Annotated in this window: 21 protein-coding genes and 1 pseudogene; 10 read left to right on the forward strand and 12 right to left on the reverse strand. The window is 53.2% G+C overall.

Going from position 1 to position 25,605, the window contains the following annotated elements; translation table 11 throughout:
• Positions 1-3: 3 nt before the first annotated feature.
• Complete coding sequence (locus tag IPG22_01530) at positions 4-396, forward strand: DUF3224 domain-containing protein (protein MBK6586992.1); 393 nt, start codon at positions 4-6, stop codon at positions 394-396.
• A gap of 143 nt (positions 397-539) precedes the next feature.
• Here IPG22_01530 and IPG22_01535 read toward each other — a convergent pair whose 3' ends face one another.
• Both IPG22_01535 and IPG22_01540 read right to left on the reverse strand, forming a co-directional pair.
• A complete protein-coding gene (locus IPG22_01535; GenBank protein MBK6586993.1) occupies positions 540-923 on the reverse strand; it encodes a hypothetical protein in 384 nt (127 codons plus the stop codon).
• Positions 924-1,040: 117 nt separating this feature from the next.
• Positions 1,041-1,259, reverse strand: coding sequence for a hypothetical protein (locus IPG22_01540; protein ID MBK6586994.1), 219 nt, complete (start codon positions 1,257-1,259; stop codon positions 1,041-1,043).
• 321 nt (positions 1,260-1,580) lie between these two features.
• Here IPG22_01540 and IPG22_01545 point away from each other — a divergent pair, with 321 nt between their 5' ends.
• Both IPG22_01545 and IPG22_01550 read left to right on the forward strand, forming a co-directional pair.
• Positions 1,581-5,057 (forward strand): hypothetical protein, encoded by a 3,477-nt coding sequence (locus IPG22_01545; protein ID MBK6586995.1) that lies wholly within the window; start codon positions 1,581-1,583, stop codon positions 5,055-5,057.
• A 234-nt stretch (positions 5,058-5,291) separates the two neighbouring features.
• On the forward strand, positions 5,292-6,305 hold the full coding sequence (locus IPG22_01550; GenBank protein ID MBK6586996.1) for an amidohydrolase: 1,014 nt from the start codon (positions 5,292-5,294) through the stop codon (positions 6,303-6,305).
• Positions 6,306-6,427: 122 nt separating this feature from the next.
• On the opposite strand, the gene IPG22_01555 is transcribed toward IPG22_01550, so the two are convergent.
• Both IPG22_01555 and IPG22_01560 read right to left on the reverse strand, forming a co-directional pair.
• The gene (locus IPG22_01555) at positions 6,428-6,787 is read right to left on the reverse strand and encodes a hypothetical protein (GenBank protein MBK6586997.1); all 360 of its coding nucleotides are present in this window, start codon (positions 6,785-6,787) and stop codon (positions 6,428-6,430) included.
• Positions 6,788-6,885: 98 nt separating this feature from the next.
• On the reverse strand, positions 6,886-8,259 hold the full coding sequence (locus IPG22_01560; GenBank protein MBK6586998.1) for an aminotransferase class V-fold PLP-dependent enzyme: 1,374 nt from the start codon (positions 8,257-8,259) through the stop codon (positions 6,886-6,888).
• A 163-nt stretch (positions 8,260-8,422) separates the two neighbouring features.
• Between IPG22_01560 and kynU the strand changes: the two genes are divergently transcribed.
• Genes kynU through IPG22_01580 form a run of 4 tightly spaced genes read left to right on the forward strand, consistent with a single transcriptional unit; the run spans position 8,423 to position 14,496 of the window.
• Positions 8,423-9,697 carry a kynureninase gene (gene kynU, locus IPG22_01565; GenBank protein MBK6586999.1) on the forward strand — a complete coding sequence of 425 codons (1,275 nt, stop codon included), beginning with the start codon at positions 8,423-8,425 and terminating at the stop codon, positions 9,695-9,697.
• A gap of 37 nt (positions 9,698-9,734) precedes the next feature.
• The gene (gene fdhF, locus IPG22_01570) at positions 9,735-12,410 is read left to right on the forward strand and encodes a formate dehydrogenase subunit alpha (protein MBK6587000.1); all 2,676 of its coding nucleotides are present in this window, start codon (positions 9,735-9,737) and stop codon (positions 12,408-12,410) included.
• A 47-nt stretch (positions 12,411-12,457) separates the two neighbouring features.
• Positions 12,458-13,783 carry an FAD-dependent monooxygenase gene (locus IPG22_01575; protein MBK6587001.1) on the forward strand — a complete coding sequence of 442 codons (1,326 nt, stop codon included), beginning with the start codon at positions 12,458-12,460 and terminating at the stop codon, positions 13,781-13,783.
• Positions 13,780-14,496 (forward strand): cyclase family protein, encoded by a 717-nt coding sequence (locus IPG22_01580; protein ID MBK6587002.1) that lies wholly within the window; start codon positions 13,780-13,782, stop codon positions 14,494-14,496. Before IPG22_01575 ends, IPG22_01580 begins: the two co-directional genes overlap by 4 nt.
• Before the next feature lie 70 nt (positions 14,497-14,566).
• Here the strand turns inward: IPG22_01580 and IPG22_01585 are convergent.
• From IPG22_01585 to aroA, 8 genes and pseudogenes are all read right to left on the reverse strand, one after another.
• Positions 14,567-15,461, reverse strand: a pseudogene (locus IPG22_01585) (TIGR01777 family protein).
• A 78-nt stretch (positions 15,462-15,539) separates the two neighbouring features.
• Positions 15,540-15,911, reverse strand: coding sequence for a cytochrome c (locus IPG22_01590; GenBank protein ID MBK6587003.1), 372 nt, complete (start codon positions 15,909-15,911; stop codon positions 15,540-15,542).
• Between the two features lie 9 nt (positions 15,912-15,920).
• Complete coding sequence (locus tag IPG22_01595; GenBank protein MBK6587004.1) at positions 15,921-17,513, reverse strand: long-chain fatty acid--CoA ligase; 1,593 nt, start codon at positions 17,511-17,513, stop codon at positions 15,921-15,923.
• A 71-nt stretch (positions 17,514-17,584) separates the two neighbouring features.
• On the reverse strand, positions 17,585-19,147 hold the full coding sequence (nadB, locus tag IPG22_01600) for an L-aspartate oxidase (GenBank protein ID MBK6587005.1): 1,563 nt from the start codon (positions 19,145-19,147) through the stop codon (positions 17,585-17,587).
• A gap of 497 nt (positions 19,148-19,644) precedes the next feature.
• Positions 19,645-20,019 carry a LysM peptidoglycan-binding domain-containing protein gene (locus IPG22_01605; protein ID MBK6587006.1) on the reverse strand — a complete coding sequence of 125 codons (375 nt, stop codon included), beginning with the start codon at positions 20,017-20,019 and terminating at the stop codon, positions 19,645-19,647.
• A gap of 20 nt (positions 20,020-20,039) precedes the next feature.
• Positions 20,040-20,519: a BON domain-containing protein gene (locus tag IPG22_01610; GenBank protein ID MBK6587007.1), complete on the reverse strand. Its 480-nt coding sequence runs from the start codon at positions 20,517-20,519 to the stop codon at positions 20,040-20,042.
• A gap of 175 nt (positions 20,520-20,694) precedes the next feature.
• Positions 20,695-21,207, reverse strand: a complete 513-nt coding sequence (locus tag IPG22_01615; GenBank protein ID MBK6587008.1) for a hypothetical protein — start codon at positions 21,205-21,207, stop codon at positions 20,695-20,697.
• A 140-nt stretch (positions 21,208-21,347) separates the two neighbouring features.
• Positions 21,348-22,640, reverse strand: coding sequence for a 3-phosphoshikimate 1-carboxyvinyltransferase (gene aroA / locus IPG22_01620; protein MBK6587009.1), 1,293 nt, complete (start codon positions 22,638-22,640; stop codon positions 21,348-21,350).
• An 87-nt stretch (positions 22,641-22,727) separates the two neighbouring features.
• Between aroA and IPG22_01625 the strand changes: the two genes are divergently transcribed.
• The 3 genes from IPG22_01625 (at position 22,728) to IPG22_01635 (ending at position 25,584) form a co-directional block, all read left to right on the forward strand.
• Positions 22,728-23,129 (forward strand): ATP-binding protein, encoded by a 402-nt coding sequence (locus IPG22_01625; GenBank protein MBK6587010.1) that lies wholly within the window; start codon positions 22,728-22,730, stop codon positions 23,127-23,129.
• Positions 23,130-23,293: 164 nt separating this feature from the next.
• Complete coding sequence (locus IPG22_01630; protein ID MBK6587011.1) at positions 23,294-23,641, forward strand: STAS domain-containing protein; 348 nt, start codon at positions 23,294-23,296, stop codon at positions 23,639-23,641.
• A gap of 155 nt (positions 23,642-23,796) precedes the next feature.
• Positions 23,797-25,584, forward strand: coding sequence for a hypothetical protein (locus IPG22_01635; protein MBK6587012.1), 1,788 nt, complete (start codon positions 23,797-23,799; stop codon positions 25,582-25,584).
• Positions 25,585-25,605 lie beyond the last annotated feature (21 nt).

The raw sequence follows: 25,605 nt of genomic DNA on the forward strand, positions 1-25,605 counted from the left end.
ACCATGAAATTCACATCAACATTCGAAATTAAAGGCTGGGATGTCGCGGATTCGGGCGGCGTGGATGAGCTAGCTGACGTGGGCCGGGCGACGATTCGTAAGGCATTTTCCGGCGAGCTCGAAGGCACCAGCGTCGGCTACGGGCTGCTCATGCAGACCCAGCACGAGACCGGCGGCTACGTCGTGATCGAACGCGTCAGTGCCAAGACGGACGGCCGCGAAGGCACTTTTGTCATTATGCACTACGGCGTCCGCGATGCCTCAGGCGGCGGGCCCTGGTACGGCGATGTCGTCCCTGGCTCCGGAACCGACGGTTTCGAAGGCGTCACCGGAACTTTCGGCATCCAACACGACGAAGCCGGCGCGATCTTCACATTCGATCTCAATTTCGCATAACCGACTGGAGCTCAAGCGTCCCGCTTGCCAACGCCGCAGCTTCTGCGGCGTAACGGCGCCGATCATTTAGCAAGTTGTAAAAGTCCCAGAGCCTTAGCGGGTTTCAACCGCTTGGCAAGCGGGACGATTGCGCTCCAGTCCGCTCACGCTTTTGCCTTTCCGATCACTCGGGTCGCTTTTATATCTAATACCAGCACGCTGTCTTCGTCGATCTCGGCGGTGTGGAATGCGACGGTTCTTGGGACCTGGATCTGGTGATGACGGATGAATCGATTTGCTCGTATCACTCGATGCCGGCCTCCAGATTTCTGGAGCAGCGGGTAAGCGTGTTTTGTGATCTTGCTCGCCGGTGAGATGCCGATGAGGCGGTTTACCCTGTCAAAAAGCAGTACCGCCTGGCCGGGCCGCCCCAATTTCTCAAAGGCATTCGCCCCGATCAAAATTTCGCCCTTGCGGTTCAGCGAGACATGCAGCTCTGATGAAACGTCTTTGGGCCCGATGGTGAATTCTTCCCAGTGTTTTATCATAATGCGAAACAACGTATCATAGATAAAACAAAATGTCAAGTAAAAAATAACTGGAGCGCGGGGCGTCCCGTCTGCCAAGTCGTTGAGAACCGCTGATGTGCCCGGGTTCATTTCAACTTATCTTACTTTTAGAGCCGTCACGCCGGGGAAGCCTCGAAGTTGGCAAGCGGGACGCCCCGTGCTCCAGTCGGGGGAGGCTTGAGCTCCGCTCGCGGCGGGTGGCGGTGGGGTTTCGCGGCGGCGGTGAGCGGCGGCGAACAGCGGATATTTGGCGGCGGCGGCACGGGCGGCGGAACCAGTCGGCGGGAAGTGGATGAAAATTATGATCTTGGGCACAAAAACCGTCGAAAACGTCAGAAAAGATAGTTCGACCAATCTCGCAAATAACTCTACCAATCCTGGCGGACAACTCTACCGATGCGAGCGTCTTGCTTTACCTAAACGCCCCGGATCTGCCGTTCTGTAATTTTGTCGGGTTTGACCTCACAAATATCGACGTCATTACCAATGTAAACTTTTGTAAACTTACGGCTTGCAGTAGTAATTTGGTTGCCAAACCTGCGGAACCGTACTAAATTGATAGCAATTCACCAAAGTGCAATCTACTTTTGAATTTCTTTTCCGTTCTGATCCAAATTACGGTTTTGAGGACATTTAATGATGAGAATATTCGGCTTTGTGAAGCGCTTGAGCGTTTCCACTTTACTACTATTGTCGGTCGTTTCGTTCGCCGGGGCCCAGGCCACGCCAACGCCAGCTCCGCGGCCTGCATCGCCGCCGCCTACTTTTGAATCGTCCATCGCGGGCCTGCGATTTCGCGAGATCGGCCCTGCGACCATGGGCGGACGTATCAATGATATCGAGGTTGTCGCGCAGGATTCGCGGATCATTTACGCCGCGACCGCGGCCAGCGGCATTGTGAAATCGACGAACGGCGGCACGTCGTGGACCATGATCTTTGATAAGGAAAGCGTGGGAAGCGTTGGCGATATCGCGATCGCCCCGTCTAATCCGTCTATCGTGTGGGCCGGAACGGGCGAATCTAATAACCGCCAGAGCTCATCATGGGGCAACGGCGTCTACAAATCGATGGATGGCGGCAAGACATGGAAAAACATGGGCTTGGTTAATACGATGGCCATCGCCCGCGTCGTTATCCATCCGACCAATCCAGACATCGTCTGGGTCGCAGCGACCGGAAACCTCTGGGGCCCGAGCCCCGACCGCGGCGTTTACAAAACGACTGACGGCGGAAAAACGTGGACAAATACGCTGAAGATCAACGACGATACCGGCGCGACCGAGATCGCAATAGACCATGAAAGCCCGACCATTCTCTACGCCGCCATGTATCAACGCCGACGCACAGTGTTTGGCTTTAACGGTAGCGGAGAGCACAGCGCCATGTACAAATCGCACGACGGCGGCGACACGTGGACAAAGATCGTCAATGGCATGCCGTACAATACGGAAAACGCGCCGACCCCGCGTCCCGATGGACTGCTCGAAACCGGCAGATGTGCGATCGCGGTTTATGCGAAAGACACGAATGTCGTCTATGCGCTGGTCGAACACGCCAACGGCGGCATCTATCGCTCGACCGACAAGGGCGAAACGTGGACGCGTCAGGCCGACATAGCCGCAAATCCACGGCCCATGTATTTCAGCCAGATCCGCATCGACCCAAATAACGACCAACGCCTCTGGATGGCCGGCGTTTCGATGCAGTATTCAGAGGATGGCGGCCGGACTTGGACGGGAAACCTGGCCCGCTCTCCTCACGCCGACACTCACGGTATCTGGATCAACCCAAAAGACTCCAACAATCTCGTGATCGGTAACGATGGCGGCATCAACATCACCTATGACCGCGGCCGCACATGGGATTATGCAAACACCGTCCCGCTCGGCCAGTTTTATGAGGTTGGAGCTGACAACAGCGTGCCGTACAAGGTTTGCGGCGGCTTGCAGGACAATAATACTTGGTGTGGGCCGAGCCAGACATTAGCCGGCGGTGGTATCAAAAATGATGACTGGTATACGATCGGCGGCGGCGACGGATTCTTTGCCCAGCCCGATCCGAATGACCCGAATATCGTCTACGCCGAGTCGCAGGACGGAAATCTGCTGCGTCGAAACGTAAAAACCGGCGAAAGCAAGAGCATCCGGCCACGTGAAGAAGAAAACGAAAAGAGCTACCGTTTTCAGTGGAATTCGCCGATCTTGATCTCTTCGTATGATTCCAACACGATCTATTACCCCGGTAACTTTGTTTTCAAATCGACGGACCGCGGAGACGGCTGGAAAAAGATTAGCCCGGATCTGACGACCAATGTCGACCGCAACGGCTTGCAGATCATGGGTAAAGTGCCCGACAAAAATACTCGTTCGCGGCACGACGGCGTTCAGAATTATCCGACAATAACGACGATCTCGGAATCTCCGGTCGATCGCAACGTTTTGTGGGCCGGAACCGATGACGGCAATTTACAGGTGACTCGCGATTCTGCTACCTGGAAAAATGTCGTTGACAAGGTCCCGGGACTGCCAAAGGGCACGTATGTCAGCCGCGTTGTTGCATCGAAGTCCTCTGCGGGCGCGGCGTACGTGACATTTGACGGCCATCGAAATGGCGATTTTAAGGTCTATGTTTACATGACAACGGATTTCGGCGAATCGTGGAAGTCGATCGCGTCGAACCTGCCGCAGAATAACGGCATCGTCAGTGTTATCCGCGAACATCCGCGTAACCAGAACCTGCTTTTTGTCGGTACGGAATTCGGCCTGTTTGCGTCCTGGAACAAGGGCGGGAACTGGACCCAGATCAAGGCAAATCTGCCGACCGTGCCCGTTGACGACATCCTGATCCATCCGCGTGATAACGACCTGATCCTCGCCACCCACGGCCGCTCGATCTGGATCCTGGACGATATCTCGGCCCTTGAAGGGATGAATGACACCACGCTGGCCAGCAATATTCAGGTTTTCGACTCACGTCCCGGCATTCAGTGGCGGCCGTGGAACAACAAGCCTTTGACGGGTGATAAACAATTTGTCGGACAAAATCCGCAGATCGGAGCCTACGTCAATTTCTATCTGAAAGAACCGCTTAATCAGGGCGAGACCATTACCCTCACCTTCCAGGATTCGGCCGGCCAAACGGTCAGGACCGTTAACTGCGCACGTCCGCAGCCAGGAGCAGCACCCGGACCGGGTGGTGGCGGATTTGGCGGCGGCGGCGGCGGCGGTGGTGCCGCGGCAGCCGCGGCGGCAGCAGCAGCGGCCGCTGGAGGTGCGATTCCTCCGGCCCTTCTGGCCCAGTTTGGCGGCGGCGGTGGCGGTGGCTGCACCGCGAATCGAGGAATAAACAGGTATGTATGGGATATGCGCGCCCAGGCCCGCGCTGGCGGCGGCGGAGGTGGCTTCGGCGGCGGCGGAGGTGGCGGCGGCGGCTTTGGCGGCGGTGGAGGCCAGGGCTCACGCGTCGATCCGGGCGATTACACTGTAAAGATCAAACTCGGGACAACGGAACTATCAAAGCCGATCAAGGTGATGGAAGATCCGCGTATCGAATTCTCGGCCGAGGATCGCGCCAAGAAGAAGGCGGCTATCGCGAAGTTCGCTCCGTTCATTGCGCAAGCCCAGCAGGCAACGACCCAGATCGTCGCGCTGAGAGCGAATGTGAACGCGCAGCTTGAGGCATGGAAACGGCCTGGTGTTCCGCAACCACCGGCGAACGTCAAGACTTCGGTCGAAGATCTGCTCAAGAAGATCGACGCCATCTATCCGAACTGGGGACAGATACCCCAGGCGGGCGGCGCCGTCAACCTCAGCGCGGCCGGCCCGGCCCTGGTAGAGCCGCGTCCGACCTTAGGACAGCGGGCGAATCAGGTGATGGGTGCGATCGAAGGTGCATCGGCCGCTCCGACAGCGTGGGAACTGGCGCAGATCGAATTGTTGTCTGCACGAATTCCGGCCGCGGCGGCCGAGGTCCGAAGCCTCGTAACTGTCGATCTCCCGGCCCTGAACGCTCTGATGTTGGAGGCTAAGCTCCCGTATATCCTGCCCCCAGCAGGTGCGGGTGGCGGCGGCGGCCAGCGTCCGCCGAACGACGATAATTTGGACCAGCAGTAAGGCCTGATCATTTTAATTTGCCAAAAGCCGGGCCGTTAATATACTGCCCGGCTTTTGCTCGTTTGGATCTTTGGGATGGCGGCCCCTCCCAAAATGTCGGGACGCCCACATTTAAGCTGCCAGCCGATCCGTACGCAGATCAAGAAAATAGAAAATCATTCCGGAAAGCGCCAATTAGATCAATAGTTGATTGCCGATTTATCCAGGTTGCTGCGAAATGAGTAGAATGGATTAATGCTAAAGATCGACGTTCACACACACATTCTGCCTTGTGACATTCCACGCTGGAAGGATACGTTCGGGTACGGCGGGTTCATCGGCCTTAATCATTATGCACCTTGTTGTGCAAAGATGGTACGCGACGATGGTGTGCAGTTTCGCGACGTTGACGAAAATTGCTGGAGTGCCGAAAAACGGATTCAAGAATGCGATCTGTCGGGCGTTAACGTGCAGGTTCTCTCAACCGTACCGGTGATGTTCAGCTACTGGTCGAAACCGAAGGATGGGAACGAGGTCGCAATTTTTCTTAACGACCATATTGCTGGAATTGTCAACGAATTTCCGTACCGCTTTGTAGGTCTCGGAACCGTTCCGATGCAGGATACTGATTTTGCGGTGCGTGAACTTGAACGGTGTAAACAGATCGGTCTCGCGGGGGTTCAGATAGGAACCAATATCAATCAACTAAACCTCGGCGATCCGCAGTTTTTCAAATTTTTCGAGGCCTGCGAACGACTGGGAATGGCGGTTTTTGTTCATCCGTGGGACATGATGGGTGAAAAAGACATGCAGAAATACTGGCTGCCGTGGCTTGTTGGAATGCCGGCTGAAGTTTCGCGTGCGATCTGCTCTCTTATATTCTCGGGAACTCTTGAGCGTCTGCCTAAACTGAGGATTTGCTTTGCTCACGGTGGCGGTGCATTTCCATCGACACTTGGCCGGATCGAACATGGATACAACGTCAGGTCCGATCTTTGTGCGGTAGACAATCCGCACAATCCTCGCAAATATATTCGGCAGGTCTATTTTGATTCATTGGTTCACGATCCGGCAAGCCTAGGGTATTTGATCGACCTGGTCGGAGCCGACCGGATCGTATTGGGAAGCGATTACCCTTTTCCTTTGGGGGAAGCTCGACCGGGCGAACTGATAGAATCAATGGGACTTAGCGAAGACGTTCGGGAGGCGATCTTCTCTAAAACAGCATTAGAGTGGCTGGGGTTAGATTCGATCAGGTTTACCCGATAAAGAAAAGGGAATCAGGCGTCGCCCCATTCCCCTTAGAATTACAAACCATGAAATTGCCGTTAGAAAGACGGATTTATTTTGTTGCGGCTGTTTTCTTTTCGAAACTGCTTGCGGGACTAATCCTAACGCCTAACGCCAAACGAGAAACTAGAATCCTCAATGACGACCTTGCTGAGATAGCGGTCGTCTCCTACGCGAGCAAAGACTAGATCGGACCCGCTGCGATCCCGCTCACCAACAAGGCGACCAAGGGTAGTGTGGACGAGTTTTCCTTCTCTATCCGTAATGACAAGGATGGCTCCTCCCGATGAGTCTTTTGTGAGAGTGAGATTGTATTCACCGGCCTCGATCCGCTTATCGCCGACAGTAAAATTGAAAGGGATCGCTGCGTTGATCTTGGCAGATGGTTGAGCACTTGCAATTGGGACCCCGAGGCCGATCGCTAAACCGAAGATGAGCAAGAACTGAAAAGTGTATTTCACTAATACCTCCGTATGAATCGTTAAGCTAATTGGTGAAGGCAAATTCCTTCAATAACTAGGGCGAAAACGGAAGTAAAAAAGTATCAACCGGGAATTTTCTATTTCATGGTCTCGAGTATCTGCGTAATATCCGTTTCAGTCGTGTCGGGATTGATAAAACAAAATCTCGCCACCGTTTCAGGGCCTGCAGGGTTTCTCCACTTGGTTGGGGTTACAAGAGCGAAGCCAGCCTTGTGATTTCTATAAGTCCACGCTTTGTATTCATCGGGTGACCAGCCAATACGTCTAAAAAGAACGCAAGAAAGGCTGGGTTCGCGAACAAGTTCTACGTGTTTCGCGTCCGTGATCAGCCGCCCGGCTATTTGAGCAAGTTCTATGCCTCGTTCAACAGCGGTTTCATAGCGGTCGGTGCCGTGCATAGCAAGGGAAAACCAAAGCGGAAGTCCCCGCAGCCGCCGGGTAAGTTGTATTTGATAATCAGAAGGATTAAACCCTTTTGCCCCCTCATCTGTAAAAATATCAAGATACGAACCTTCTTGAGAGTGGGTCTTTTTTGCGAGTTCAGGCTCCCGATAGATCACTGCTCCGCAGTCATAGGGGGAAAATAGCCACTTGTGCGGGTCTATGGTGATGCTGTCTGCCTCCTCGATCCCGTTAAACAGGTGCCTTACCGAACGAGCCGCGAGAGCTCCGCCGCCGTACGCCGCGTCAACGTGGAACCAGACGTTCTCATGCTTGGCCACCCGGGCGATGCCCGCCAGGTCATCAATTATGCCGGAATTTGTTGTGCCTCCGGTGGCGATGATTGCAAAAACACGGGAACGATCCTCGTCAGACATTTCGCTGATGGTTCGCGCAAGGTCGGTGCCCTCCAGCCGGTCTTCAGTTTTGATCAGACAGACATCCGCATCGATCACCTTTGCCATTGCCGAGATCGATGAGTGAGCGGCGTTTGAAGCTATCACGATCCCGCGGGTGTGGGCCTTTTCGGGATGCCTTGCGCGCCACGTTTCGCGGGCGGTGACCATCGCAGAAAGGTTTGCTTCCGTACCACCGCTTGTAAAAACACCGAAAGCCCCTTCCGGCAGGCCCGTCAGCTTGACGAGCCATTTCATTGCCTGATTCTCTGCGAATATTCCGCCGGCTCCCTCCATCCAATAGGCTCCGTGGATGCTTGATGCCGAGGTGACCAGATCGAACATGATCGCCGCGCGGGTCGGCGATGCCGGAACAAACGCCAGGTGCCGCGGATGATCTATCGAAACACTGGCTTTCAAGAGCACATCGCGAAAGAGCTTAAACGCTTTTTCGCCGCCAATGCCCTTTGCCGTTACGGTCTCGCCCACAAGCTCGTACAGTTCTTCTTCTTTTTTCGGGAACCCAAGCTTCTGGTCTGTTTGGGTTATCTGATTGATCGCAAACTTAATTACGTCGAGCGACATCTCGACGATATCTATATCAATATTGTGCATAAAAATGTTGAGTCACGTGACTCTATCGAATAGCTAGAAATTGAGTTTGGTGTCCGGTTTCTTCCACCGTTTCCATGTTGCTTCGGACGAGGGACGCATCGACAGATAGATCAGCGTGACTGTTTCGTGCGATTCCAAAGATAGCATAAAATATAATTACATTATGACCCATCAGCAGTTAAGTATAGATATGAGTTTCGCCCAAGAAATGGATCAAAACGATGAACTTCGCAAATTTCGCGATAGATTCCTGATCCCCAGATCGGCCGACGGAAGCGAAGTCATTTATTTCACTGGCAATTCGTTGGGACTCCAGCCAAAATCGGTGCTAGGATACGTCGAGCAGGAATTGGACGATTGGGGCAACCTCGGCGTCGAGGGCCATGTCCATGCTAAGAATCCGTGGCTTCCGTACCACGAGTTCCTTACGCAAAAAATGGCTGCGATCATCGGAGCAAAGCCGATCGAGACCGTTGTAATGAACTCGCTCACGGTGAATTTGCATTTGCTTCTGGTTTCGTTCTATCGGCCAACTGCTGAAAGGCATAAGGTTATCGTGGAGAAGGGGGCTTTTCCTTCGGATCGATACGCGATCGAGTCGCAGATCAGATTTCACGGTTTCGACCCAGAACTGTCGCTGATCGAGGTCGCTCCTCGCCCGGGCGAATCGACACTGCGGACCGAGGATATTATCGAAATGATCGAGCGGGAAGGAAATTCGGTCGCGACGGTTCTGCTTGGCGGTGTGAATTATTACACGGGACAAGCATTTGAAATGGGGCAAATTACCGCCGCGGGCCACAAGGCTGGTGCATTTGTCGGCTTCGACCTCGCTCATGCGGCAGGTAATATTGAGCTGAACATGCACGACTGGGGCGTGGATTTCGCGGCTTGGTGTTCGTATAAATATCTAAATGGCGGTCCAGGAGCTGTCGGTGGAGCGTTTGTCCATGAAAGGCACGCTAATTGCCACGATATACCTAGATTCGCAGGCTGGTGGGGACACGATAAAGCGACGCGTTTTCTAATGGGGCCTGAATTTGTTCCGCTCGCCGGGGTCGAAGGGTGGCAGATCTCTAATCCGCCGATCCTGCAGATGGCGGCATTACGGGCGTCGCTCGAGATCTTTGAAGAAGCGGGTATGTCGGCCTTGGTGGAAAAATCAAGAAGGCTGACGGGCTATCTAGAATCACTTATCATGGCGATCGGTGATGACCGGATATCGATCGTCACGCCAACCGATCAGAGTCAACGTGGCTGCCAACTTTCGATACGTGTGCAAGGTGGTGACAGATCGCTGCACGACAGCATCGTGGCAAGCGGTGTTTCTGCGGACTGGCGAGAGCCGGACGTGATCCGTGTTGCTCCCGTGCCGTTGTATAACTCGTTTACTGATGTGTTCAGGTTCGCCGAGGTTCTAAGATCGCAGCTACATTAGCTCCATTGAACTTGCGGCATATAAAAAGGGGAATCAAATGATCCGGGCAAGTATTAACGGCAGAGAAGCGGATTTCGGCGAGGGCATTACGGTGCTTGCGGCCGCAAGAAAACTTGGATTTGATATTCCGACGCTGTGCAATGATGACAGGCTTGACCCTGTCGGAGCGTGCCGGATGTGTCTCGTTGAGATAAAAGGAAGTTCAAAGGAAACGGTTTCGTGCACCACGCGTCTTGCCGACGGGATGGAGGTTCTAACCCACAGTGAGCCAATTGAAGAGGCTCGCAAATGGAATCTGAGAATGCTGGCTGGGAATTACCCCGCGGATGCGTTTGCGTCGTATCCCGAAAAACCATTTCACAAGCTTGCCAGTAAATATGGGCTGACGGACGCGGACTTTCATGGCAATCATTCGATCCCGGCAGATGCTTCGCAAACATATATCAACGTTGATATGTCACGCTGTATAAACTGTTATGCGTGCGTGCGTATCTGTGCAGATGTACAGGGGCAGTTTGTTTGGCATGTACTGGGCCGGGGCGAGGAATCGCACATCATTCCGGATTCGTTCGGGGCGTTCGGTGACAGTACCTGCGTTTCGTGCGGGGCATGTGCGGACGCGTGTCCGACCGGAGCTTTGGAAGATAAAACAGTTATCGAACGTGGTTTTCCAACGAACTGGACCAAGACAACCTGCCCGTACTGCGGGACCGGCTGTGAGATGAACGTCGGCGTCCGCGATGACCGCGTCGTTCAGGTCAAGCCGGTGATGGATGCTCCGGTGAATTACGGCCATCTTTGCGTAAAAGGGCGATATGCATTCGACTTTATCGACGCCGAGGACCGTGTTACGGAGCCGATGATCCGTAATAACGGCGATTGGCGTGTCGTTTCCTGGGACGAAGCGATCCAATATACGGCGGATAGGTTAAAGGCCATTGATGCTGAGTTTGGCAAAGAGAGCATAGCGGTTCTTGGTTCGGCGCGGGCGACGAACGAGGAGAATTACCTCGCCCAGAAATTCACCCGCGTCGTGCTCGGCACAAATAATGTAGATTGCTGTGCTCGCGTTTGTCATACGCCGTCAGCAGCGGCGATGAAGATGATGATCGGCACGGGGGCGATGACCAATTCGTTTGATGATATTGAAAAGGCGAAGACGATCATCCTATGCGGAGCAAACCCAAGCGAAAATCATCCGATCCCCGGAGCTCGCATAAAACAAGCCGTGATCAAGAACGGTACCAAGCTGATCGTCATCGACCCTCGACAGACCGAACTGACGAAATACGCAGATGTTCACCTGCAATTGCGGCCCGGGACGAACATTTTATTGTTCAACGCGATCGCCCACGCGATCATTGACGAAGGCTTGGCCGATCGGGAATTCATCGCAACGCGCGTCGATGAATTCGAAGAATTCAAGGCATTCGTTGCCCAATATTCACCCGAAGCTGTCGCCGAAAGATGCGGCGTCGATGCCGAATTGATCCGCAAAGCGGCTCGAATCTATGCGACCGACACACCCTCGATGGCTATGCACGGACTCGGTATGACCGAGCATTTGCAGGGAACTGAAGGCGTGATGACGATCGTCAATCTTGCCCTGCTTACCGGTAATATCGGCAAGCCCGGTGCGGGTGTCAATCCGCTTCGAGGGCAAAATAATGTGCAGGGCTCGGCTCACATGGGCTGCGATCCGGGTATTTTGACCGGCTCGATCACAATAGAAGCGGGCCGCGAGCTGTTTGAAAGTGTTTGGAAGGCTCCGGTTCCAACGGCCGCCGGACTCAACCAACTGCAAATGATCGATGCAGCGCGCGACGGCAAACTCAAAGCCCTGTGGACGATCGGCTATGACGTTTTTCTTTCAAACGCGAACGCTCACGAGACCGCAAAGGCATTTGCCAACATGGACCTCGTGATCATTCAGGATTTTTTCATGAATGAGACCGCCAAGCGGTTTGGGCACGTGTTTTTTCCGGCGGTCACTTCGTTTGAAAAAGATGGCACGTTCATGAACGGTGAGCGGCGTGTGCAGCGAATTCGCAGTGCCGTAAGCCCGCGAGGCAATTCGCGATCTGATTGGGAGATAATTTGCGATCTCGCGGCCGCGATGGGATTTGAGAAGGATTTTACGTTTAACTCGGCCGAAGAGATCTGGGACGAGGTCCGAGCCGTCTGGCCTCCGGGATACGGCATTACCTACGATCGTATCGAAAAGTCCGGTATACAGTGGCCGTGTCCGGACGTTGATCATCCCGGAACCGAGATATTGCATAGCGAATCGTTCTCAAACGGCGTGAAGGCGGCGTTGCGGCGAATAAAATTCCGTGCTACGAAAGAGGTCGTCACGGACGATTTCCCGTTTCTGCTTACGACAGGCCGTGTGCTTGAGCAATTTAACGCCGGCACAATGACGATGCGCACGCCGAACCGCGAACTTCGGCCGACCGATCTGCTGATGATATCGCAGGCTGATTCGATGCGGCTCTCGATCGCGGATGGCGAACGCGTGCTTCTAAAAAGCAACTATGGCGAGGCTGTACTGCCAGCTCAGGTAAGCGAGAGGGTCAAGAACGGTGAGCTCTTTGCCTCTTTCCACGATCCAAAGGTTTTTCTGAATTACGCAACCGGCCCTACACGCGATCGTTTTACGCAGGCACCTGAGTTTAAGGTCACGGCTGTTAGAATTGAGAAGCTCGACATTTAGGCGCTTAGATCTATATCGTTCGAAGCCGTTGTTCGTCAATTTATAGTATGTCAAAGGTAGTTATTATCGGGGCCGGCCTCGCCGGCTCCCTGCTCTCAATTTATCTTGCGAAACGCGGGATTACCGTGGATGTTTACGAAGCCCGCGCTGACATGCGGCTTGAGGAAGTTGCAGCGGGCCGCTCTATTAATCTCGCGCTTTCGGATCGAGGCATTGCCGCCCTGCGCGAGATCGGCATGGACGATTACATGCTTGCTGAAGCCGTTCCGATGCAGGGACGGTTGATCCACACGGTCTCAGGTGAGACAAAACTGCTGCCTTATTCGGGCCGTCAGGGCGAATACATAAATTCGGTTTCGCGTTCCGGCTTGAATATCGCTTTGATGAATGAGGCAGAGAAATACTCAAATGTCACATTTTGTTTCAACGAACGATGCACATACTTTGACTGTCGAACGGGCCAGGCTCAATTTTCCAGTGGCTCCTTTGTTACCGGCGACACCGTGATCGCAACCGACGGAGCAGGTTCGACGGTTCGTTACGCAATGATGAACGGGGGCGTTGAGCGGTTCGATTTCTCGCAAAAGTGGCTCGAGCACGGTTACAAAGAATTGCATATTCCGGCGGGGCCGGGCGGTGGATTCCAACTCGAAAAGAATGTACTCCACATCTGGCCGCGAAATAAGTTCATGATGATTGCCCTGCCAAATTTCGACGGCAGCTTCACTTGCACATTGTTCTTTGCTCACAAGGGCGAGAACAGCTTTGAGAAACTGCAGGGCCAGGCAACTATGTTGCAATTCTTCGAAGAGAACTTCCCGGACGCGACCGCTCTGATGCCAACGCTTGCCGAAGACTATTTTGCGAATCCGACCGGAAACCTTGGAACTGTGAAGTGCTTTCCATGGAACGCAGACGGAAAGGCCCTGCTTCTCGGTGACTCAGCCCACGCAGTGGTTCCGTTTTATGGCCAGGGAATGAACTGTGCGTTTGAGGACGTGCGGGTGCTTGACCAACTTATCGACAAACATGGCACAGAATGGCAAACGGTTTATGACGAATACGGCGAACTAAGAAAAATAAACACGGATGCGATCGCTGATCTCGCTGAGGAAAACTTCTACGAAATGCGTGATGCTGTCGCCGATCCGGTTTTTGTCAAAAAAAGGGAACTCGAAACAAAGCTCGAGCAGACCTTTCCTGACTATTTCTCAAAGTACTCGATGGTCACGTTTCGCGAAGATCTGCCGTATTCGGTTGCAAAGGCTCGGGGAAATGCTCAGGACGCGTTGCTCATGACGATATGCGCGAAAACTGAGAACGTAGGCGAACTTGATCTCGCCAGTGTACTGGCGGCTGTCAAGGATCTATGAGTAACTATCAATTCGTCGCCGATCTTTCGATCCCGCTACGATTCGGCGGGCCGCAGCCGAACGCGTTTGGAGTTGAGGCCGCACTTGCAAAAACTCTCGGTGACACTCGTGATGGTTCGAGCGTTAACTTCGAGCAGTTGACGTTCATTCCACATTGCAACGGCACGCATACTGAATGCGTCGGGCATATTACGGATGCGCGGATCTCGGTTCGTGACTGTCTGCAGGACATCATTATGCGGGCGGTGCTGATCTCTGTTGAGCCTTCTACTTATAGCGGGGATCTCGTGATCGGAATAGACGCACTAAAGGAAGCGGGCGTTGCCACTGGCTTTGGCGCTCTGGTAGTACGCACCTTGCCGAATGATGAGACCAAGCTGTCGAGATTGTACGACGGTGAGAATATTCCGCCGTATTTCACCCCCAAGGCAATGCAATATGTCGTTGAATGTGGTTTCAAACATCTCCTGGTGGATCTGCCGTCCATCGACCGCTTGTTAGATCAGGGCAGACTAGAAAACCACCGAATTTTCTGGAATATTGATGTAGGAAGCCGGGAGGTTGATCAATACACCCGAATACGAAGCACTGTGACCGAGTTGATCTATGTTCCAAACGCGGTCGTAGACGGCGAATATCTGTTGAATCTACAGATCGCTCCGTTCGAATCTGACGCGAGCCCAAGCCGACCGGTTATTTTCAGGACAGTTTAGAGCAAAGAGCAAAGACGCAAAGGAACAATGTATTTACTTTGCGTCTTTTCTCCTTTGCGTTAAGAAACTGCTATACGACCGCATGTTCGATCGCCGGTTTCAAATCCGGGTATTTGAACTCGAATCCTGCATCTTCAAGCCTTTTCGGTATCACTCTTGTACTTGCTAATAGTAGAGCATCGCCCATTTCGCCGAAAATCATGCTGACTGCAAACTCGGGGAGCGGGAGGAATGTCGGTCGGTATAGGACATCGCCGAGGGTTTTTGTGAAGTCGTGATTTGTGACCGGATTTGGTGAAACCGCGTTCACTGCTCCGCGGATATTTTCGTTCTCGATAGCGAAATTGATTATTGCGATCTCGTCATCAAGCGAGATCCAGCTCATCCACTGTTTGCCGCTGCCGACCACGCCGCCCACGCCCATTTTGAATGGAAGCAGCATTGTCGATAAAGCTCCACCATCTTTGGATAAGACAATGCCGGTACGAAGCAGAACGGTGCGAATGCCAGCGTCCTCTGCACGGCGTGATTCGGCTTCCCACTCTTTGCAGACACCGGCGAGAAAATTGTCGCCCGCCGCGCTCGATTCTGTAACCTCTTCATCACCACGTTCGCCATAGAATCCAATGGCGGATGAGGCGATAAAAACCTTCGGTTTGTGCTTGAGTTTTGAAATCGCATCGACAACGTTCCGTGTGCCCAGAACGCGGCTGTCGCGGATTGCTTTTTTTCTTTTCGTCAGTCCAACGCAGGCCGCTGACGTTCTCGCCGGCGAGGTGGACGACAATATCGACGCCCTCGAGCTCTTCGGGGTTTGTGAAACCGCCTTCGATCGACCATTGAATGTGGAGAGGATCGGTCGGTTCTTTTCGCGAGGCGAGCAGTAGCTCATAACCCTTTGCCCTAAACGACTTTTGCAACGCCTGGCCTAACAGGCCTGAGGCTCCCGTGATCAATGCTTTCATAATTTGAATAATACATTGTCAGAACCGCCTGCGTAAGTGGGCAGCCGCACAGTCGTTGATAATTAGGCCGAGCAAGCACTAACGGGTATGGTTCTGACCCGCCCTTAGATTATTTTGCACGAGCCCGACGAGCAGATTTATCTCTCTCGGCGTTAGTTGGTATTTGAAGGCGATCATGCCATTGCCGCCTTCGGATATGTGGCGGTATATCTCTTCGTCGGTTTTATATTTATGTTCGCCGTCACGGATGTTTGGGATTACCTTCCCGTCGCTAAGCGTTTTGCCTTCGGCTTCGGGGCCGTGGCAGATCGAGCAGTTCTGGCGAAAGAGCGAGGCTTCATAGCTCTTATTTTCGGCGATCAGGTAACGGGAAGGTTTAGATCCGGTACAAGCGACAGCCGCTGCGGCGAAGGCGAGATAAACTACTATTACGACCTTTTTGCTTAACATCTAGACCAGTTACGCGGATTGTTCCTTGAGTGCACGTTTGAAGATCTTGCCGGTGTTGCCGATCGGCAGTTCCGTTCGAAACTCCACGTGGCGAGGATATTTATTCGCAGCGATCTTTGCCTTGCACCACTCGATGAACTCTTCGGCTGTAAGCTCATGACCGGGGTGAAGAACCACGAATGCTTTTACCTCCTCGCCCAAACGCTCGTCCGGAACGCCGATGACTGCACAAAGCGAGACCGACGGATGGGTGATGATGACCTCTTCTAGCTGCCGCGGATACACGTTGTAGCCGCCGCGAAGAATCATGTCTTTCTTCCGATCGACGATCGAGATGTAACCTTCTTCATCCTGAATACCGATGTCGCCGGTGTGAAACCAGCCATTGCGAAAGGCTTCCGCAGTCGCCGCGGGCCGTTTGTAATAGCCTTTCATGACGTTCGTCCCGCGAATGACGATCTCGCCTCTGGTGCCGCGTGGAACCTCGTTGTCCTCATCGTCAAAGCATCTAACGTCCACTCCGAAGATGGGCTGGCCGACCGTTCCGGGTTTTGACGGCTTTTCAAAATGATTGGTTGTCGCGAGGGGAGATGTTTCGGAAAGCCCGTAGCCTTCCATCACCCGGACGCCGAATTTCTCCTGAAACTCCATCATCAAATTGACCGGCATCGGGGCACCGCCGGAGGTACAGACCTTCATATTGTCGGCGATATGGCTGATATCGTAATCGTTTTCCTTGACGTATTTAAGCAAGGCCCAATACATCGTCGGCACGCCGACCCAGAAATTGATCTTTTCGGCCACCATGGTATCAAGCGTTGCCCGCGGCTCGAATCGCGGAAGCAGCACGACCCGGTTGCCGCCATAGAGCTGGGTGTTCATCTGCACCGTCTGGCCGGTCGTGTGAAACAGGGGCAGCGTGATCAGGCACGATTTCTGCTGCTGATCAGTGAAATCCAGTAGCGGCATGTGGATGCTGTAGGTCGTTACACTGTTAGACCAGAGGTTGAGGTGCGTGAGTTCTGCACCTTTCGGCTGTCCGGTCGTTCCTGATGTATAGAGAATCGCGCACGTGTCATTCGGGTTCGTCGGATAGGCGTCGAAATGCTCCGATTTATCAAACGTCAGCTGCATCAGGGTTTTGTGTTCCGGCAGTGGAGATTCACCCATCAGATCTGCAGTCAGAACCACCAGTTCGCCGCATGATTCGACCTTATCAAAGGCCTCTTTGGTCGCCTCCAGCATCGGCAACTCGGGCGTTCCTTCGAAAACAAAGACCGCTTTAGAGTCTGAGTCACGGAGCTGGTATTCGATCTCAGCCGCCTTGAACAGGACACATAGCGGCACGACTGCCGCACCGGCTTTCATGATCCCGTAATAAACGACGGGGAAATACGGCAGGTTTACGCAATTGAGCGCTACCTTATCGCCGTGGCCGATTCCCATTTCGACCAGAGCATTTGCGACACGGTTCGAGAGCTGGTCAAGCTCCCGGTAGGTCATGCGGACATCACCCCAGACTATGGCTTCTTTCTGCGGTGCGAGGCGGGCGTGATGTGTGACTATCGACGCCAGATTTAATACGGTGGCGGTGCCTTCCATAGATTATCGGTTTCGGGGAGAACGGATCTGTCTAACGTAATTTTGAGTTTCGATAGTATAAACCAGTTCGGTCAAAAACTGATACTCTCAGCAGAAGAAATCGGCTCATCCAATTCCTGTATGGAGTGAACCCGCCATTCTTCGTTCTGTTCTGGAAAATCGTTGCGGTAATGCCCACCGCGAGATTCCTCACGCCAAAGGGCCGCCGTTGCGACAAGCTTGGCGAGTGTCACGAAGTTTCGCGAAGATGTGCCCAGATTTCCAGATTCTATCTGGCCGAATTCCTTCAAAGCCCGCTTTAGCGAATCCTTATCCCGCAGAATGCCGACGCGTTCCCACATTACGCGTTTGATACGTTTTTTGACGGCGGTGGCAATTCCAGCTTCAGCATTCGACGCATCGGACCTCGCGGTTTCAAATTTCAGGTTTGAAATTTGAAATTCCGAATTATCATCCGCCACCGCTTTGCCCGCTCTCGCTCCAAATACGAGCCCTTCGAGCAGGGAATTTGACGCCAATCTGTTCGCTCCGTGAACGCCGGTACAAGTCACCTCACCGGCCGCATAAAGGCCCGGAACAGTGCTTCGGCCCCAAAGGTCCGTTCTAATTCCGCCCATGCAGTAGTGCGACGCCGGTGAGACGGGAAGCATATCATTTGCGATGTTCAGGCCGTAAGACTGGCAGACCTCATAGATCTTTGGGAAGCGATGCTTTAGGAATTCCTCGTCCATTGCGGTCATGTCGAGGTAGACCTCTCGCGTGCCTGTACGCCGCATTTCGGCGACGATCGAGCGGGAAACGATGTCACGCGGTGCGAGCTCGAGCCGGTCGTCGTAGCGGCCCATAAAACGTTCGCCGTACTTATTCTTGAGCTGGCCGCCTTCGCCTCGCATTGCTTCTGTGAGCAGGAAACGCGGGGCGTTTTCAATACTTAGAGCGGTCGGGTGGAACTGGATAAACTCCATATCCGCCATCTCGGCGCCAGCAAAATACGCCATCGCCATGCCGTCGCCGGTCGCGACGGGCGGGTTGGTTGTGTGTAGATAAAGCTGGCCCGCTCCGCCGGTGCACATTATCACGGCCTTGGCATATATATCACGCGGAGCTCGCAGGATCGGGTCGAGGAATCGGACCCCAACGCAGCGGCCGTCGTGGACTATCAGGCTCTCGGTATTGGCGAATGGTGTTAGGTTTATCGTCTTTTCCTGACCGGCACGAGCGATGAGCGACCGGACAAATTCAGCTCCGGTCGAATCGCCGTGGGCGTGGAGAATTCGGCGGCGCGAGTGTGCGGCTTCCTGGCCCATGAGGAGCTTGCCGCCTTCTTTGTCGAATTCCGTACCCCAATCGATGAGCTGTTTGATGTAGGTCGTGCCTTCGGTGACGAGCGTTTCGACTGCCTGCTTGTCGCAAAGCCCGGCTCCGGCGATGAGGGTGTCGTCTTCGTGGAGCTCGGCGTTATCATCCTCTGACAGCACGACGGCAACGCCGCCCTGGGCATATTCGGTGTTCGATTCGCTCGCCTTGTCCTTAGTTAAAACGGTCACGCGTGCACCGCTCGTTGCGAGTTCGACCGAGGCACGCAACCCTGCCACGCCGCTTCCGATAACGATAAAGTCTGTCTCCAATGCCATTACTAAAAACTTTAACAAAATCGGCGATATAAGTAATCTGCGATGAGTTTTCGAGTTCTTCGCGGGGGAGAAAAATGTGCGCGCACTGATTTTGGCCATTTGTCGGGTTTGAAATGGCTGATTTAAATGTGAATCGTTTCACACTTTTATGAAAGCTCGTTCAAGATCACGATTTTTACTGCCCGGTACGAAAGCCGACAATCCGTGATATGACTGCCGGCAACCTATGATTGGTCAAAGGTATTTGGGCTCTCGGGAGGCAAAACCAGGCGGTTTGGTAGAGTTATTTGGCAGATTGGTCAAACGTGGAGAACTCTACCAATCGGTGGCTTTTTATGCGCGAATCAGTTCCCCCGGATCTCAGATCAGATGACATCGAGCTGTCGTTCAGGAAGCTTAATTTAATCCGCAAGACGCGGGGAAAAAGAAAATGCACTCTGGCAAGACCACAGAGTGACCATGCCAGAGTGCACACTAAACGCGGAAAAAAGTTCCGTTTAGGGAATCTTCAATTCCTGGCCCGGATAGATCTTGTCCGGGTGGTTGAGGATGTCGCGGTTGGCGTCCCAGATGGCTTTCCAGGCGATGCCGTATTTTGCACCGATCTTTGAGAGGCTGTCGCCTGAGACTACGGTGTAGGTATTGGCTCCGCCGCCGGCGTCGCCGGCTCCGGTTGTGATGTTAAGAATGAGATCGCTCGACTGAAAGTCTGGATCGAGACGTTCATATTCCGCCCACAGTTCAGCTTTTGCTTCGTCGCTCGGAGCGGTTCCGGTGATGTGCAAAACTCCGTCGCCTTCGCTCAGCTCATAGGACGTGCCGTTTGAGTTGGCTAGTTCGAGAAGTGATACGTATTTTTCCTGTACTGACATAATTACTCCTTAATTGACGCCTATTTGTTGAGGTTGTTGATGACCTTGCTTGGCTTAGCTTCATTAGCGACCATCATGACTTCAGGCACTTTAGCCTTGTCAACCTTGCCGGTCAGCGTTACTTCGCCGTTGGCTACGGTTACGGTCACGCCGTCGATGCCTTTTTTCTTAAGGCCTTCGATGACTGTGCCTTCAAGCATTTTGTCCGGTGACGGCGGCGGCGGTGTTGGCAGCGGCTTGAGCGTCAGCTTAGCAACGTCAACAGATTTGATGCCTTCGACACCTTTAACGGCTGCTTCGGCCTTGCTCTTGACAGCAGCATCAGCGACTTCGCCGGTCAGCGTAGCAACGCCATCTTTGACAGCAACGGTCACGCCGGTGACCTTCTCAGCAGTAAGCTTATCCGTGGCCGCTTTTTGCAGATCGGCATCGCTTTTACCGCAAGCCATCATGAACAAAGCAAAGGCCAAAGTTAGAACTGTAAAAACTTTAACTTTCATTTTTCCTCCCGAACGATCGGTCTTAATAAATTTATTATCTGGTGCCATGGGTATCGAATATTGACCCCCATCCTACATAACAAATTCCGGCCTCAAAATGCGAGAACGGACTAAATTATTTAGTGAGATAATTATTGATTGAAAGCGAGAATTTTAGCAACAGGAAAATCGCTATTTAAGAAAAAATCTCGTCCACGATCTGACGCGCCACGTCGTGTGATGTAAAGCCCGGCCGAATGGTCACGTGCCAATCCGCGAGGCAATAGATCTTTTGACGTTCTTCGAAGAGTTTCATCGTGGCCTGTTTGTCACGAGCAAGCGGCCGTTCCTTTCGCGAGAACGAGATATTCAGCCAGCAATGCTCGAAAGTCGCGTCGAGCCAAACGCTGGTGTAGCCATTGGCTTTGAGCAGTTCACGGTTGCCGGGAATTGTCCACGTGCCGCCGCCGAGCGAAAGGATGCTGGTCGTGGATTCGCGCATGACCTGTTCCAGATAGTGCGTCTCGATCTGACGATAGCGGTCGATTCCGTCGGTGTCGATGATATCGACGATCAAACGTTTCTCGCGCTGTTCAATAACGTTATCGAGATCCACACGGCGGCTCCTCAGCAACTGAGACAGATGCCGAGCAACGCTGGATTTCCCAACGCCCATAAAACCGGTAAGTGCTATACGAACGTCATTCATCAAATACAATTGCCCACGAAAGGCACGAAATGCACTAAAAAAAGAAAAAAGGTGGTGTCTATTGCCGCTGTAGCGATACCAAGATCTTCAAAGGTTGAAAATTATTTCGTGCCTTTCGTGATTTTCGTGGGCAATTCTTCCTACCTTACGACAGAACTAAGAATTTCGAAAAACCCGGGGAACGAAACGTCGGCGGCTTCGGCGCCGTGGATGGTGGTTTCGCCGGTGGCAAAGAGGCCGGCGATCGCGAATGCCATGGATATTCTGTGGTCGTGGTGCGAATCGATCTCGGCGCCTTTGAGATCTGACCTTTCGACCCGCAGGCCGTCGGGAAACTCTGTGACGGCGGCTCCCATTCGTCTGAGATTCTCGACGACTGATGTTATCCGGTCGGATTCTTTAACGCGAAGTTCTGAAGCGTCGCGGATCTCGATGCCGTCTTCGAGCTGTGTGCCGAGAACCGCCAGGATCGGGACTTCGTCGATCAGATTGGCGATAATGTCGCCGCGGAGAACATTCGAGATCGTCGGAGCTCCGATGCCGCCCTTAACGCGGACCTCGGCGACGGGTTCATTGCAGGTTTCTCGTGATTCGCTCAGTTCGATGTCGGCTCCGAGACCGATCATGACGTCGAGAACCGCCCGCCGCGACGGGTTGAGGCCGACGTTCGGCATTACGATATCGGAACCCGCGAGACACGCTGCCGCCACCATAAAGAACGCCGCGGATGAAATGTCAGACGGCACGATCAGATCTCGGGCAGTTAGTTTTGCATCGCCCGCGACGGAAATTCTCGCACCATTTTCGCCGCGTTCGATCGGCACGTTAACACCGAACCATTCGAGCATCCGTTCGGTGTGGTCGCGGGTTTGAACCGGTTCGATGATGGTGGTCACGCCGCTGGCATTGAGCCCGGCAAGCAGGACGCACGATTTTATCTGGGCGGAGGCGACGGGCGGCTGGTATTCGATCGCGATGAGCGGGTTTTTGCCGTTGATAGTGAGCGGTGCTTTGCCTTCGTTCGAATGGATGACCGAACCCATTAGGCCGAGCGGAGCGATCACGCGTTTCATCGGGCGGCTTTGCAGCGAATCGTCGCCGGTCAGCGTGGATTCGAAATTCTGCCCGGCGAGAATGCCCGAAATGAGCCGCATCGTCGTTCCGCTGTTGCCGCAATCAAGCGGCTGCGATGGTGCAAGTAAACCGGTTTTCCCAACGCCTGCAACAGTTACGGTATTGCCCTCACGCTCGATCCTGACGCCGAGGCCACGGAAACATTCGATCGTCGAAGCACAGTCCGCGCTTGTCGCAAAATTCTCTATCCGTGTCGTTCCCTCGGCGATCGCGGCGAACATTGCCGCCCGATGCGAGATAGATTTATCGCCGGGTAATTTAACGCTGCCGTTAACTGAAGCTGCGCGGTTAACTTTCATAAAAATATATTAGACCGAATACGACGCGGCTGTCTTGACAGGAACAGTCGTAAACCTATAACTTACAAGACATATCTTGAATTTGCTATGCGTGAAATAGAGTTGCCAAGCCGCATCGAATCGGTCGAAGAAGCAGCAATGATGGCAGACGAATTTGCCAAGAGCTGCGGATTTGGCGATGAGATCACCTTCGCTGTCGATCTCGCCGTTCGCGAATCGGTCGCAAATGCTGTGAAACACGGCAATAAATTTGACGAATCGAAAACGGTTCAGATGACGATGGCCGACCGGCCCGAGGGCTTTGAGATCACGGTACGTGATTACGGCACCGGATTTTCAGTCGATGACATCGCTGATCCGACAGACCCGGAAAATCTTTTGAAAACAAATGGCCGCGGCATCCTCTTTATGAGGTCTTTCATGGACGAGGTCGAATGGGAAAACCCGACCGATGGCGGCCTGCGGGTCAAAATGTTAAAGAAAAAGTAAGGGTTTCGAGCCTTATGCAGAGAGTGTGAGGGAATGAGCGGGTGAGAAAGTGGAGATGCTCTAAAAAATAAACTCACTTTCCGGTCTTTTCACTTTCCCATTTTCTACATATGGGCTAGAATTTGCTATCGCAATTTAATTTAAAAGGAAACGAGGAGAGAAAAATGTCTGATATTACCATAACTGAACGCCAGGCCGGCGACGTTACGATACTCGATCTGGTCGGTAAAGTGACCATCGGCGAAGGCAGCGTTGCTTTGCGTAACACCATTCGCCGCTTGCTTGGCGAAGGCAAAAACAAGATCCTGCTCAATCTGGGCGGCGTCGGATACATCGATTCGAGCGGTATCGGCGAACTCGTTTCGAGCTTTACCGCTGTCAAGAAAGAGGGCGGCATCCTCAAGCTTTTGAGCCTGACGCAGAAGATCCAGGATCTGCTCGCGATCACCAAGCTTTTGACCGTTTTCGATACGTTCGATGACGAAGCTTCGGCTCTCAGCAGCTATAACTAAACGAGGCATTGAGCTTCTTTAGCCGTTAAAAGTGTTAAGGGATAGGGGAATTTATTGGATTCCTCTATCCTTTCTTATTTTGTTTTCCTTTGAATACATCCTTAAGAAGCGGAGATTCATCTTTTTAATGAGATTCTTGTAGGATAAAGGTAATAATGCGTCGAATATTTCTCTTTCTATTGTTTTTGGTTTTTGCTCTGAGCGTCAGTGGGCAGACAGTTCCATCGGGCTTTGATCTTTTGAACTACGGTGTACGGATCGAACCGGACAAACGCCTGATCGTCGTGCTCGCGGCACTTGAAGTCGCAACTCAGAAGAATGCCGCCGGTGTTGACGAAAAAATGATCAACACGCCTCTTTCTGAGGCGGGCGTGCCGTTTCGCGAGCAATTGCTGAAAGACAACGCCGCTCTCGACCCTGAGCTTCGCCGCAAGATCTCGACCTTTATTGCTCAATATAAACGCAGCCATCCGAAAGCGACGGACGCCGACGTTATCGCGCCGTTCATTTCGATGGCATACACGCTGACGCCGGTGCCGGAACTCGGCGATCCCGTTATCACGAACGACCTGCCCGGCCCGCTTTTGGATGTGCTGGATTTTGCACCGCTGGTACGGGAATTTTATCGCCGCTCGGTCATCAGCTCTAAGCTTGACGATTACATCAAGGAATATAAGGCGGATTCGGACGCAGTGCTCCGACGCTCGGCCCGAGAGATGGTGAGCGAACTGCTTGATTACCTTCACACTCGGCCAAAACTCACGTTCACGGAAAAGATCCTCACGACCACAACGAAGAAAGGTACCAAGAACACGACATTGCAACAGGTCGAGACGCGTGAACACGAGCGACGGTTTTTCCTTGTTCCCGAAAAACTGGCGGCGAAGGGCACTATCAATTTTCTCAATATTCGTGATGATTATTACGTCATCGTACCGCCGGATACGGACCTAAGCTTTTCTGAGGTACGGCGGGCGTTTTTACAATTCGTGATCGATCCGCTGGTTCTGAATAATGCGAAAGAGATCGCGGTCGTTCGCGGCTTTGTTAAACCGCTCCTTGATGAAAAGCGCAAGAACAACCCGAGCATTACGCCCGACCTCTTTCTTGCGGTGACACGCTCGCTGGTCGCCGCGGTCGATGTCAAACAGGCGGAGTTCGCAAGGCTGAAGATCGCGACGGAACAGTCGCGTGCGAAGATCCTTACTCTCAAAAGCGATGATGAGAAAAAGAGATTGACCGACGAACTCAAAGCCTATGAGCAGTCGCTCGCAGACGAATCGCTCCAGCATTTGTACGAGGATTACGAAAAAGGCGCCGTGCTGTCGTTCTATTTTGCTGATCAGCTAAAAGGCATCGAGGATTCCGGTTTTGATATCGGAGCGTCGCTCAAGGAAATGCTCCTCGCATTCGATGCCTCAAAGGAAGGCGACCGCGTTGCCTCCACTGCCGAAGCCCGCAAGCGAGCTCTCGCCACTCGCGAGGAACGCAAGATCAAACCCGATACGCGAATGATCGTCGCCGAAAATCCAGTGACGACGAGGCTGCTCGAGATCCAAAAGCTTATCAACGCCAAGGATTACGCGAAAGCGGACAGCGATCTGAAACTGCTGCTGACCAAGAATCCGACCGAGCCGCGGATACATTTCAACATCGGTCGCGTCGCCGGACTACAGGCCGTGGCGATCGAAGATCCGGAAGCCCAGGCTTTGAAGCTCCTCGAGGCCAAAAGAGCTTACACGGAAGTTCTAAAGAATGCGACGCAGACGACCGACGCGGCGCTGCTTTCCCTGACATTCGTCGCCCTCGGCCGCATTTACGAATACAACAACGACAAGGCCTACGCGATCAAACTCTATGACGAAGCCATCAAACTCGACGACGTTCGCGGCGGCGGATATAAAGAGGCGTTGGATGCGAAGGCGAGATTGATCAAGCCGTAACCTTCGGTCCGGAGTTCCGCC

The sequence above is a fragment of the Acidobacteriota bacterium genome (assembly GCA_016703965.1).
GTDB lineage: Bacteria > Acidobacteriota > Blastocatellia > Pyrinomonadales > Pyrinomonadaceae > OLB17.